Origin of the sequence: Okeania sp. SIO3I5, assembly GCF_010672085.1 — a bacterium.
Taxonomy (GTDB): Bacteria; Cyanobacteriota; Cyanobacteriia; order Cyanobacteriales; family Microcoleaceae; genus Trichodesmium.
Map to the genome: position 1 here is coordinate 1 of NZ_JAAHHT010000166.1, position 12,760 is coordinate 12,760.

General features: G+C 32.7%; 12 protein-coding genes. 3 read left to right on the top strand and 9 right to left on the bottom strand.

The annotated features are described in order from the left end of the window. Window positions 1–255: 255 nt before the first annotated feature. The 3 genes from F6K40_RS27870 to F6K40_RS27880 form a co-directional block, all read right to left on the bottom strand. Window positions 256–2,103, bottom strand: coding sequence for a hypothetical protein (locus F6K40_RS27870; RefSeq protein WP_293140382.1), 1,848 nt, complete (start codon window positions 2,101–2,103; stop codon window positions 256–258). A 980-nt stretch (window positions 2,104–3,083) separates the two neighbouring features. Then, window positions 3,084–3,335, bottom strand: coding sequence for a hypothetical protein (locus tag F6K40_RS27875; RefSeq protein ID WP_293140384.1), 252 nt, complete (start codon window positions 3,333–3,335; stop codon window positions 3,084–3,086). 212 nt (window positions 3,336–3,547) lie between these two features. Continuing rightward, entirely contained in the window at window positions 3,548–4,636 is a 1,089-nt protein-coding gene (locus F6K40_RS27880) for a restriction endonuclease (RefSeq protein ID WP_293140386.1), read from the bottom strand. A 279-nt stretch (window positions 4,637–4,915) separates the two neighbouring features. Here F6K40_RS27880 and F6K40_RS27885 point away from each other — a divergent pair, with 279 nt between their 5' ends. Further along, complete coding sequence (locus tag F6K40_RS27885; RefSeq protein ID WP_293140388.1) at window positions 4,916–6,811, top strand: methyl-accepting chemotaxis protein; 1,896 nt, start codon at window positions 4,916–4,918, stop codon at window positions 6,809–6,811. A 4-nt stretch (window positions 6,812–6,815) separates the two neighbouring features. On the opposite strand, the gene F6K40_RS27890 is transcribed toward F6K40_RS27885, so the two are convergent. The 4 genes from F6K40_RS27890 to F6K40_RS27905 form a co-directional block, all read right to left on the bottom strand. Beyond that, on the bottom strand, window positions 6,816–7,151 hold the full coding sequence (locus F6K40_RS27890; RefSeq protein ID WP_293140390.1) for a hypothetical protein: 336 nt from the start codon (window positions 7,149–7,151) through the stop codon (window positions 6,816–6,818). A gap of 8 nt (window positions 7,152–7,159) precedes the next feature. Further along, on the bottom strand, window positions 7,160–7,252 hold the full coding sequence (locus tag F6K40_RS27895; protein WP_293140392.1) for a helix-turn-helix domain-containing protein: 93 nt from the start codon (window positions 7,250–7,252) through the stop codon (window positions 7,160–7,162). 181 nt (window positions 7,253–7,433) lie between these two features. Beyond that, on the bottom strand, window positions 7,434–7,700 hold the full coding sequence (locus F6K40_RS27900; RefSeq protein ID WP_293140394.1) for a hypothetical protein: 267 nt from the start codon (window positions 7,698–7,700) through the stop codon (window positions 7,434–7,436). Window positions 7,701–8,049: 349 nt separating this feature from the next. After that, on the bottom strand, window positions 8,050–8,250 hold the full coding sequence (locus F6K40_RS27905) for a hypothetical protein (protein ID WP_293140396.1): 201 nt from the start codon (window positions 8,248–8,250) through the stop codon (window positions 8,050–8,052). 187 nt (window positions 8,251–8,437) lie between these two features. On the opposite strand from F6K40_RS27905, the gene F6K40_RS27910 reads away from it, so the two are divergent. Beyond that, complete coding sequence (locus F6K40_RS27910; RefSeq protein WP_293140398.1) at window positions 8,438–10,093, top strand: ABC1 kinase family protein; 1,656 nt, start codon at window positions 8,438–8,440, stop codon at window positions 10,091–10,093. Between the two features lie 548 nt (window positions 10,094–10,641). After that, complete coding sequence (locus tag F6K40_RS27915) at window positions 10,642–11,703, top strand: DNA cytosine methyltransferase (protein ID WP_293140400.1); 1,062 nt, start codon at window positions 10,642–10,644, stop codon at window positions 11,701–11,703. On the opposite strand, the gene F6K40_RS27920 is transcribed toward F6K40_RS27915, so the two are convergent. Both F6K40_RS27920 and F6K40_RS27925 read right to left on the bottom strand, forming a co-directional pair. After that, a complete protein-coding gene (locus F6K40_RS27920) occupies window positions 11,700–12,257 on the bottom strand; it encodes an MAE_28990/MAE_18760 family HEPN-like nuclease (RefSeq protein WP_293140402.1) in 558 nt (185 codons plus the stop codon). The genes F6K40_RS27915 and F6K40_RS27920 overlap by 4 nt on opposite strands. Before the next feature lie 18 nt (window positions 12,258–12,275). Next, a partial coding sequence (locus tag F6K40_RS27925) for an MAE_28990/MAE_18760 family HEPN-like nuclease (RefSeq protein ID WP_293140404.1) occupies window positions 12,276–12,760 on the bottom strand: 485 nt, incomplete at its 5' end.

The following is a 12,760-nucleotide window of genomic DNA, read 5'->3' on the forward strand; positions in this document are numbered from 1 at the left end:
TATAGAGGAAATTAGAGATTTTCTGAAGTGGAGCGCTCGCCTCTTGTCTCCCCTCAACTTTTTGCCATTTTTCTGAGGAGATGAAAATTTCACTTACCTATATAGTTAGTCGAAAATTTCTCAGAGACTTTTCTAAAATATCTGCTCTTTATAGAGGAAATTAGAAATTTTCTGAAGTGGAGCGCTCGCCGTTACTAATTTTGAAAAAAAAGATGGCAGATAGATTCTTAAAATAACTTCTGAATTATAACTTCGTTAACCCTCAATATAACTATCAATAATTTTCATAATATTAACCCCTGTTAATTTCACATAATTATCCATATATTTAGCGCCAGGAGTAAACAGTGGCAAATTTTTTCTATAAATAGGCAGCCAAAATTCACTATTAATACTCCAATTTTTGACAATATTTTGATGATTTTCCAGATAATTTTGAATTAGATATTCATAGACAAATTGTTTTCTAATACTTCTACTTTTAATTTCTTCTCGGTTGACTGGATTAAGATAATAGTCAAAGTTGGCATATTTAATATCAATGATTTGGAGAGAAATTTTACTCATAATTTTTTTCAGGAAATTCCCAAAGCTTTGATTAATTTCTTTGAGAGAGCGGAGTCTATCTTTATCCCGAAATAATGACAGATAAAATATATTATCTTTGAGCAGAGATTCAGAACCCAATACATAATTAATGAAGCGTTGAAAAAATCTGTCGGATGATAAGATACCAAATTTCAAAGCTAGATAAAATACATGATTCAAATTTTTCATCATTTGTAATTGTTCGAGATTAAAATCATCCAAGATTTCCCAGTAAGAATAAAACCGCTCTGGCAAAGAATAAACTGTCAGTACGTCTCCCTCAAGTTTGCCGAATTTAGCCAGCTCATTAAAGGTATGATTTTCTAGTTGAGGGTTTTGGTGAACAGAGGCAATTTTTAATTGATATTTATTACATTTGAAGCTGGTATAGTAGCGTAAGTCATTCCAATTCTTGACTTTTTCAATTTGATATGAAGTTTTAGGCGGAACTAAATCTAAAAGTGCGGAGTTTGAGGAGTTATTTTTAGTCTGAAATGAAAGAATTACAGCATCGGGAAAAATATCTTTACCGTTGACGTGAAAAATATTACTCAAATCAATAATTCTGTTTTTGTAGCTCAAATGAGTAATTATTTCTGACGCGATATATCGACTATTCAGATAAGAGACAAAACATGAATTTGTCTGTTTGAGCAAATAAGTTAAACACATTCCCTCCCAAACACTATGAAAATTATTAAATCCCCAGATTTTGCCGTCTTTTGTGTCATCTAATTCCCCGAATAAAAATTTTTCAATTGCATCATAAAAATCCCAATAATCTATATCTTTCAAGGGCGTATATTTATCAATTTTTTGTAAAGCATCTCGTAAAGTCTCAATAATTAATGGATAATGAGTTTCGCTAAACAAACTATATTCATCTCCAATATATTTTTCCCGAAACCTAGCAGATAAAGCAGCAATTTCGGGATTGACATTTTCTCCTAATTTTTGCTGAATCTCACTAAATAGATAACAATACATTGCCACAATATCGGACGCTTCATAAGATATTTGTTGCTTAGGTGCGTCAATGCAATCTATAAATATTGCACCATTATTTAGGAAAATTGCTTTATGAAGATAGCGATGAATTTTACTATAGTCGATCGTTTCAGATTTACTGAGACGAGAGACAAGTGCTAATATTTTTAATTCATCGTAGATATCTAAGATATTATCTAGCGCATCAAGTTTGCTATAAAAAATACTTTCTTGATTATCTTTGATTACTACTTCTTTTCCCACTTCCTGTTTCAGTACACCATCGCGATCGTTAACTTTGATATTTTTCTGTAAATATCCTTTTTCTTGATAGATTTTCTGGATAATTTTCAGGAGTTTATAGAGTTTGAAAAACAATTCACACTTAAAGTCGAATCTATCAAGATTTGGATCGTCCTGAGTAAATCCTTTTGGTAAATGAAAAATTAACTTACCTTTCTTTTTTTCAATTCCGACAAAAGAATATTTAGGATTAACTTGAGGTTTCATTTCGGCAAAATTTATCATTTTTGTCAGGAAGGAGGAGGGAAGATAGAAGAAGTAAAACGGATAAATAAATCTAGGGAATAAGAGAAAGTCAAGATAATTAGTGATTATAAGACTAAAAGACTCATTTACTCCTGCCATTACTCAAACATGAAACTAGGTAAAAAATTTTATATCAATTTCCAAAAATATTACTACAACATATTGAACGACTGTTAGGAGTTAAGAATTTCGTAGGGGTTTGGTAACCAAAACCTCTTCAAATCTCCAAACCCCCAAAAGTATTGACTGCTAAATCTAAGACCGATCAAAAATTCTTATTGCTGCATACGCAATAAAAGTTCTGAGACTGCCTAAATCTGAGACTGAGCAAAAATTCTTATTGCTGCATAGGCAATAGGAATAATTTCCTACATCTGAGACTGAGCAAAAATTCTTATTGCTGCATACGCAATAGGAGTAATTTCCTACATCTGAGACTGAGCAAAAATTCCTATTGCTGCATACGCAATAGGAGTAATTTCCTACATCTGAGACTGAGCAAAAATTCCTATTGCTGCATACGCAATAGGAGTAATTTCCTACATCTGAGACTGAGCAAAAATTCTTATTGCTGCATACGCAATAGGAATAATTTCCTAGTTCTAAGACTGAGCAAAAATTCCTATTGCTGCATACGCAATAGGAATAATTTCCTACATCTGAGACTGAGCAAAAATTCCTATTGCTGCATACGCAATAGGAGTAATTTCCTACATCTGAGACTGAGCAAAAATTCCTATTGCTACATACGCAATAAAAGTATCGACTGCCTAAATCTCAGAGTGAGCAAAAATTCCTATTGCCATATACGCAATAAAAGTATCGACTGCCTAAATCTCAGAGTGAGCAAAAATTCCTATTGCCATATACGCAATAAAAGTATCGACTACCTAAATCTCAGACTGAGCAAAAATTACTATTCCTAGCCACTACAGCTAATCTTCCTGCCAGAAATAAATTTAGACGAAAGTAAAATCTTCTCCTGTAAACCCATTTGGAATCACCGCAATTTGATCCGAAGTGCCATCAAGGAAAATAGCATTGTCAGTAAAATCATATTCAGCAAAACTACCAGTTAACTGAATTTGGTCTACTTTTCTCTTGAAAAACTTGGCATTATGTGAAGATAGAACATTTAGTAGTCCTGCATAGTAATAGTTAAGGTATATATTTTTTTTCTTACACTCTCTACCATTACTATGCACCACCACCGTTTTCTTTTCTCTATTCCCTATAGCAATCAGGAATGATTTATGAGATATTTAAGAACAATTAATATCGATCAAAATCCTTTTATATTCTGACTTCTGTACGGGCGATTTCCTACGGAATACTCCGCAAGCAAATGCGAATCACCGCTACGACTCCTAATTACTACTAAAATCTTACAACTGAAATCTGATTGCTATATTTCCTCTTCCCTTCAAAAAGTCAACCATTCACAAGAAATAATTCCATCAATAAAATCATCCGATAAAGCAACAAAATCAGAATAAGTAATTAACTTAATACTTTGGCGATCGCCCTTCGACAACAAACTTTCTAAAGGTCTTCTATCTCTAGGAAATACACTATCCCATAGATAAAACATTAACTTATTTTCTATAGATTCTTTAGTAACTTGATTATTCTCCGACTTCAAAAACCAAACACCAATTTGTTTATCTTCGATGCGCCGAATAACTTGATGATTAACCTTAATAAAATCATTTAACTTATTCACAAAATCCAACCATTTTTCCTCTCTACCTTCGATCGCTATATCCTTAGTTTTTTCTCTTCCATAACCAGGTACATCCACATATTCCCAATCCCATCTTCTTTTAAAAGCACTATCCAAATAATATATAGACTCATCCGAAGTATTAATCGTAGCAATAATTGATAAATTTCTCGGAATAGAAATTCTCTGAGTTGTCAAATTTTCTAATACTCGTAAACCATCTTGATTATCATTCATTTCCAATTTCATTTTTGTCATCTGACAAAACACATCAAAATTACTTCCATCCACCTGTATATTCTTATCAGTTGTTTGAGCATCATATCCCATCGCTCTTAACAAAGCGACTATTTCTAACTCCGATAAATTCACATCATAAGTTGACCAATTATCTATTTCTCTATCTAACAATTGAAAAATCGGACCAAAAATAGCAGCAGCATTTCCTCGGTTTAATTCATCAATTACCAAAAGTACATTTTGGTTACTACCATCAATTAAATATTTATATGCCAACCCTAATACTTGAAGAAAATGACCGGGATAAAATTTATAAATAACAGCACCACCAGCAGTAGTTTGTGGCAATAACTTTCCCAGAAAATCTGAATATGTATACTCAGGATGAAAAACAGTTTTAATTGTATTTTCTAAGGATTTTTTTGATTGATTCCATTGAATTTGTAAGGAATTATTTGCTATCTCCCGTACTTTATAACTTTTGCCTGTACCTGGGCTACCAAATAGAATTTTTTGAATAGGTTTTGTTGCTCGAGCTATTTCTGACATAGATTAATTTCATAAGTCTACTTTGACTATTCAGAGTAATTTAGACAAAGTTACTCCAAGATAATCTTGACTATTTAGAATATACCTGAAATAATTATTTAGCAAGTCTCAATTGCCATATCACGTTTATTTTTACACTCAGCTATAACTATTTTTAAATTCAATAATAATCAGCAACAAAACATTTATTAATAATCTATAGTATGAGCGAAAAATAAGTTACAATAATGCTCACTCAAGCAAAAAATCAATTTTTTGAAATTAAAGGCTAAATTAATTATGAAATATATTTTTGGGGGTAAATTTCAGAAGAACTTAATCTTATTACTAATCTCAGGAATTTTGTTACCTGTAGGTGCTGTTACACTATATAGCACTATTTCCTCAAGTAATGTCTTGAGAAATTTAGTTTCTCAACAAATGGAATCAAAAGGGGAAGATAGTGGAGAAACTATTAGTCTGTTTTTAGAAAACCTCAAATCAGACATTATGTATTTAAGTAATACTCCTCCTATTCAAGGAATTATTAGAACTAGAAATAATAATGGTATTGATCCCTTAGATAATTCTAGTTATCAAAATTGGGTCGATCGTTTAAATGTGATATTTGCTTCTTTTATTGAGTCAGACTATTACTATGATAATATTAGTTATTTAGATGAAAATGGCAATGAATTAGTAAGAGTAAATCGTCAAGGTAATCAAATTATTAAACTGGCTGAAAATCAGCTTGAAAGTCAATCTAATCTAAATCAATTACAAGAAATATTAAACTTGCAACCAGGGGAACTTTATGTCTCAAAAATATCTCTTGCTCAAAAAAATGGAATTATAGAAGAGCCTTATAAACCTGTAATTATTTATGGTGTTACTATTTATGATCAAAAAGGTACTAAGAAAGGAATTATAATTGCTAACATTCTGATTGAAAATATTTTAAAACTTGCAGTAAACAAACAATTAGAGGAGCAATTAAAACAACTGTTTTTTGTTGTTAATGAAGATGGATATTATATTCTGCATCCAGATCAAGATAAAACCTGGGGTTTTGAACTGGGTAATAACATAACCCTGCAACAAGACTATTCTCCAGAAGTGACCGAGCAAATTCTCTCTGGAAATCAAGGGTTAATTAAAAAAGTCACCCAAAATCGCCAAAATTATTTGTTGAGTTATTATACAATTTTTCCAAGCAAAGATACCAATTCATTTCCTTTTACTTTGATATATCAAACACCATATCAAACAATATTTTCATCAGTTAAAATATTAGTAATATTGGTAATTATTATTACAATTGTTTCAATATTTACAGTTGTCATAATTGGGATTGTAATTTTAAGAAAAATAGTTGTTTCAGCATTGGATACAACAACTTTTGTGACATCTTTTTCTAATCAACTTCTGTCCACAATTGACGAACAAGAAAGAGTTGTAAATCAACAATCTGTATCAGTACAAGAAACAACTATTACAATGGAAGAATTAAATATTTCATCTCAAGAATCAGCAAATAAAGCAAACTCAGCACTAACAGGTGCAAAATCAGCATTATCTTTAGTAGAAGAAGGTACTAATAGTATTGAAAAAACATCTACAGCTATGGCAACTTTGAAAGATAAAGTAGAAGCTATTTCCCAACAAATTCTCCACTTAAGCCAACAAAATCATCAAATTGGTAATGTTTCTAATCTTGTTAGTTCTCTTGCTAATCAAACTAATATGTTAGCTCTAAATGCTACCATAGAAGCTATTCATTCTGGGACAGAAAGTAAAGGTTTTTCTGTAGTTGCTGGAGAAATTCGTAAACTAGCAGACGAAAGTAAAAAATCAGCAGACCATATAGGTATTTTAGTCAGAGATATTCAAACAGCAATTAATTCTACTGTATTAGTTACAGAAGAAGGAACAAAATATGCAGAACAAATAACTCAAATTACTGAAAGTATGGCGCAAATTTTTGTAGATGTTGCACAATCAATGGAGGAAATAGTTAATAATAGTCAACAAATTGCCTTAAACTCTAAACAACAGGCGAATGCTACTCAACAAGTTACAAATAATATAGATACTTTAAATCGCGGTGCCCAACAGATTACTCAAGGAGTTGACCAAACAAAAATGGGTATCAGAAAACTCAATGAAGCTGTCTCAAAATTAAAAGCAATTATTTAATTAATTACAGATACAGGAATCCTATTTTCAACATTGTAGGAAAAACAAAGCTTCTCAAATTTTTCTTAAATCTGGGGAAGCCTTTACCCAAACTTTTCATTTCAGAAAATGCTCTATTTAAAGTCTTTAAAGTTTGTTGTAAAACTTGGGCATTTTCATGTCGGCTCTTAGCCGAAACTGACTTTAATCTAGGATTAGTTTTCTTAGCTATTGTTAGGCTTTTAGCTTGATGATTGTAATTAGGATAGGTCTGATCCGCAGGGATAATATATTCAGAAATAATTGAGCAACTATTAATTGCTGCTTTCCTTGAACTTAACCGATATTTACGCTCTCTCAAAGCATAATTTACACACTTTTACAAACATCAAGAATCTGATTAATTTCCATATCTTGTTGTTTGCTTGGCTTAAGTTTGTACTGGTAAGTTAAAGTAATCACTATTGCTGTTAAATTATTTCGGAATTTGTGACAATTATAACTCCAAAAAAATCTGCGGGCATATTGCTCAATTAATTTGCGTTCTTGAAATTCATCTCACCGCTAAATCTCGCGATTATAGCGGGAGTTTTCTTTTAACATTTTATGATAGGATTGCCATACCAAAAATTCACAATTTTTTTTATACCAAAGGTTGTCGCATCGGAGTACGACCGTAAGGATGCCCTTTATAACTAATTACAATTTGATTAGCTAACCATAAATCTAAACACCGACGCATTAATAAGTAGCGATCGCGCCACAACTCATGGCACTTTTCTGTAGATGGGCAGTCTATCACCATTACTACCCTGGAGCCAACTAACTCACGTTTTAACTGACAACTGTCTAAGCTTATAGGACTCCCAGACTGAAACCTTTCAATTGCTATGGATTCTATATTAGTCATTGCTATTTTTAATCAATTCTAAAATAAATATAAAAAATTTTGAGTATTATGTAAAGCATAAATCTGTCTATATATAGAATTTTCTTTCTGCTACAAGGGATACTATTTATTAATTCAAAATTCAAAATTCAAAATTCAAAAGTTCAATTATTGCTTGAATAGTAATTTCGTAAATATTTGCGCTACATACCCTTTTTTATTAATTCAAAATTCAAAATTCAAAATTCAAAATTCAAAAGTTAGATTATTGCTTGAATAGTAATTTCGTAAATATTTGCGCTACATAGCCTGTGTAGTTCTAATAGGAATTAGTAAAAGTAATGCTATACTTCAGCGAGACTTCAACACCTCAATAGTTATCAATACTCAAAATTTGTTTTTGAAAATTTAAGGTAGGTTTGTATATATTTTTTCTAGTTTTAACGCTACAACTTGACGTGCAGAATTTGCATTCCAACACTTCCAACACTTCCCACACTTCCCACACTTCCCACACTTCCAACACTTCCCACACTTCCCACACTTCCCACACTTCCCACACTTCCCACACTTCCCACATCTCATTCCCAATAATTAAAGATGCAACTACTATCAAAAATAATTGATAAATACTGAAAAAAATGATATGCACATTTGCCCAAAACACCATTTTTTTCGTCAACGCTATCCTATATATAGAGACAACCAAATTGTCCCTAAAGCTGAACCAAACATCAACCGCATTATAGGGAGGCCAAGTGTTATCTAGCCTTGCAGTAACTAGCTCTCGTCAAGCAGAAATAGTCGAAATTGTCCTCCGTAACGGTTGGGACTACATGAAAACCCTCCTCACAGGAGGAAAAACTGCTGAACCAGACTTACCAACACCAGCAGTTCTACGCAATATTCTTGTAGACTTAGGTCCGGTATATGTAAAACTGGGGCAACTACTTAGTACCCGTCCAGACTTATTGCCTGCAGACTATATAGATACCCTGTCAACTTTGCAAGCAGATGTACCACCCATATCTTGGTCTGAGGTAGAAATCTTAATTCGTCAACAACTCTCCCAACCTGTAGAAGAAATATTTAGCTACATTAATACAGAGTGTGTAGCAGCAGGTTCTATTGCTCAAACTTATAAAGCTACTTTAAAAGATGGAACAGAAGTAGCTCTCAAAGTTCAACGTCCAGGAATTGATAAAATAATAGATAAAGATATTGCCTTGCTCAAAAGTTTAGGCGAATTAGTCTCATTTACAGAATTTGGAAAAAGTTACGATATTCTTTCCTTAGCTGAAGAATTTGGTGATGCTTTACGAGCAGAACTGAACTTTACGAAAGAAGCTGGTTATACTGACGAACTACGTCGGAACCTATCCACAAGTAAATGGTTTGAACCGAAGCAAATAATGGTTCCGAAAGTATATTGGGAGCTAACCACCCCGAAGCTTTTAGTTCTGGAATGGCTGAATGGTAAACCAATTTTATCAGCAAAGGTCAAAGGTACTAACTACAATGGCAATATAAATTCAGAAAAGCAAGCTCTCTCTACTTTATTGTGCCGTGCTTTCTTTCAACAGTTTTATATCAACGGTTTTTTTCACGCTGACCCCCATCCAGGCAACATATTTTATTTGGAAGATGGGCGTCTTGCTCTGTTAGACTGTGGAATGGTAGGCCGCATCGATCCTCGCACTCAGCAGAATTTAACAGAATTATTATTAGCAATAGTTGATTTAGATGCTCAAAGATGTACTCAGTTAACTTTGGAAATGGCAGAAGTTGCTCAACGATCGGACTTAGCTAAGTTAGAAAATGATTACAGCAAAATGCTGCGAAAATATTATAATTTGAGCTTATCTGAACTTAACTTTTCTGAGGTATTTTATGACATCTTACAACTGTGTCGTAACAACAAAATTAAATTACCGAGTAATTTAGGTTTGTATTCCAAAACTTTAGGAAATTTAGAAGGAGTTGCTCGTAGTTTTTATCCCCAACTTAATCTTTTAGATGAGATTAAACCATTAATGACCGATTTATTTCGCCGACAGTTATTAGGGGACGATCCGGTACAAACTTTATTAAGAACAGCTATTGATGTCAAGAATTTATCTTTAGGTTCGCCTCGTCAATTAGACTTATTTTTAGATAGACTGACTTCCGAAACATTGAAGTGGAATTTAACTCTAAAAGATATTGAACCTTTGCGTCGTAGTGTGGATAAATCAGCTAATAGATTATCTTTTAGTGTGGTTGTTGGTTCGTTAATTATTGGTGCTGCTATTGTAACTGCAGGTTCTCAAAGTAGTCAGCTATCTGTTTTAAGTGAAGCTCTATTTACAACAGCAAGTTTTCTTGGGTTGTGGTTAATTATTAGTATTCTTCGTTCTGGTCGTTGGCGGGAATAAAATAGAATTTAGAATTTAGAATTTAGAATTTCATATCAAATTTGGTAGTATCGGTGCAAAAAAGCATAGGAACCGGGTTTATATTAGACTTGTCGCTTTATAACTTAAAAATCCTCAAAACCCTTGATCTGTAAGGATTATAGCTATCAAGACTCTCAAATGCCTGGAATTATTACTCTGCCTGAGTTTGAGTGATTTTTTCCCTCTATTTAGCGACAAGTCTATTAGACATCTCCAAAAATCAAAAATCAAATCAATTCTGATCCAGAAATTATGAATTACTTCCCCCTATTGCCCATTGCCTATTGCCTCCATACCTCTTTTCGGCAGATGTCTATTAAATATCTGACAAAACTAACATCTACCTCTCATAAACCCAGTTTCTTATGTACGGGCAATTCTACGGAATGCTCCGCAAACGCGAATCGCCCCTCCGAAGCAAGCAAATTTGATATTAATTCTAAATTCTGAATTCTAACACTTGAAATTAGTAACTTAATTAACCTATAATTTAGGATCGACTTATGTGAAACTTTTTGAGGTAAATAATGATTGGCATTTCTGCAGTAGACTTATTTTGCGGAGCTGGTGGGTTAACCCATGGCTTTGAAAAAGCTGGTCTTCCTGTAAATGTTGGTTATGATATTGACCCGATATGTAAGTTTCCTTATCAGAAAAACAATAAAGCCAAGTTTATAGAAAAAAGTGTTGAAAATATTAAGGGTATCGAGCTAGCAAAACATTTTCCAGAAGGTCATCTTAAAGTTATAGCTGGGTGCGCTCCATGCCAACCATTTTCTAATTATTCAAGACGCTATGACCTTCACGACGGTGAAACAGAGTTCTATCGCTCTTCAAAATGGAAACTTCTTGATGATTTTGCTCGCCTTGTTAAAGGATGTATGCCAGATATTGTGACGATGGAAAATGTACCACAGTTGCAAAAACATCAAGTTTTTGAGAAATTTATTACTAAGCTTGAAGAGTTAAAATATTTTGTCACATATTATGAGGTTAAGTGTCAAGACTACGGTATACCTCAAGCTCGTAGACGGTTAGTATTTTTTGCCTCTAAGTTTGGCAATATAGATTTAATTCCTCCAACTTACGATCGCCATAATTACAAAACTGTACGAGATACTATTGAGCATCTTGAACCTCTGAAGGCAGGTCAATCATCTAAAACTGACCCACTCCACCAATGTAGCAAACTTTCAGCACTGAATCTCCGTCGTATTCGTGCTTCTAAACCAGGAGGAACGTGGAGAGACTGGCCAGAAGATTTGATTGCTAAATGCCATACTAAGAAGAGTGGTAAGTCATATCCATCGGTTTACGGTAGGATGGAATGGGATAGTCCAAGTCCAACTATAACGACTCAGTGCTTTGGTTTTGGCAATGGTAGATTTGGACATCCCAAACAAGATAGGGCAATATCTCTGAGGGAAGCGGCATTATTGCAAACTTTTCCTAAAAAATACCAATTTTTTCCTCCTAATGAATCTTTTGCTTCTATCAAGATAGGGCGTTTAATAGGGAATGCTGTTCCTGTCAAGTTAGGTGAGGTTGTAGCAAAAAGTATTCTCAATCATATTCAGGAAATAAATTAGGGAGTATTTGTTGAATCTAAATACTCCTGATTATCTATATATATTTGAATATTTTCGAGAATCTGCCTCAGATATTTTACTACTTTATTTTTAATTTTTATCAGTTCATCAGCACTTTTATCCTTTCCTACCTCGGCAAAAGATTTAATGCCATGTGCTAAATCATTTCTATTAGTCTTAACTGTCAATAAATCGCTACTATCAGTTTTTGTTTTTGCAGAAAATCCATATTCCTTAGTTGTTGTTTTAATCTTTTGAGCATCAATATTTCCATAAAATAACTCTTCTTTATCAAATCCAACAGTAATAATATCAACAGATATATCTACAACTTTTTGAAAAACTTTATCGGGATTTCTCCGCTTCAAATTCTGAAGAACAATTTTCTTTAATTCAGGTCTAATTTTATTGAAGGAAACTCCTTGATTTTTCATTTCATTAAATATTTCTTCAATAGCATCTCTCATAGTAGATTCTATTATCAAGATAGGGCGTTTAATAGGGAATGCTGTTCCTGTCAAGTTAGGTGAGGTAGTAGCAACAAGTATTCTCAATCATATTCAGGAAATAAATTAGGGAGTATTTGTTGAATCTAAATACTCCTGATTATCTATATATATTTGAATATTTTCGAGAATCTGCCTTAAATACTTGACTACTTTATTTTTAATTTTTATCAGTTCATCAGCACTTTTATCTTTTCCTACTTCGGCAAAAGATTTAATGCCATGTGCTAAATCATTTCTATTATCCTTAACTGTCAATAAATCGCTACTATCAGTTTTTGTTTTTGCAGAAAATCCATATTCCTTAGCTGTTGTTTTAATCTTTTGAGCATCAATATTTCCCGAAAATAATTCTTCTTTATCAAATCCAACAGTAATAATATCAACAGATATATCTACAACTTTTTGAAAAACTTTATCGGGATTTCTCCGCTTCAAATTCTGAAGAACAATTTTCTTTAATTCAGGTCTAATTTTATTGAAGGAAACTCCTTGATTTTTCATTTCATTAAATATTTCTTCAATAGCATCTCTCATAGTAGATTCTATTA

What these genes read in the sequence shown, in the direction of transcription:
- F6K40_RS27885 (WP_293140388.1), top strand. Translation starts at nt 4,916, where the DNA reads ATGAAATATATTTTTGGGGGTAAATTTCAGAAGAACTTAATCTTATTA.
- F6K40_RS27900 (WP_293140394.1), bottom strand. Translation starts at nt 7,700, where the DNA reads ATGACTAATATAGAATCCATAGCAATTGAAAGGTTTCAGTCTGGGAGT.
- F6K40_RS27915 (WP_293140400.1), top strand. Translation starts at nt 10,642, where the DNA reads ATGATTGGCATTTCTGCAGTAGACTTATTTTGCGGAGCTGGTGGGTTA.
- F6K40_RS27880 (WP_293140386.1), bottom strand. Translation starts at nt 4,636, where the DNA reads ATGTCAGAAATAGCTCGAGCAACAAAACCTATTCAAAAAATTCTATTT.
- F6K40_RS27870 (WP_293140382.1), bottom strand. Translation starts at nt 2,103, where the DNA reads ATGATAAATTTTGCCGAAATGAAACCTCAAGTTAATCCTAAATATTCT.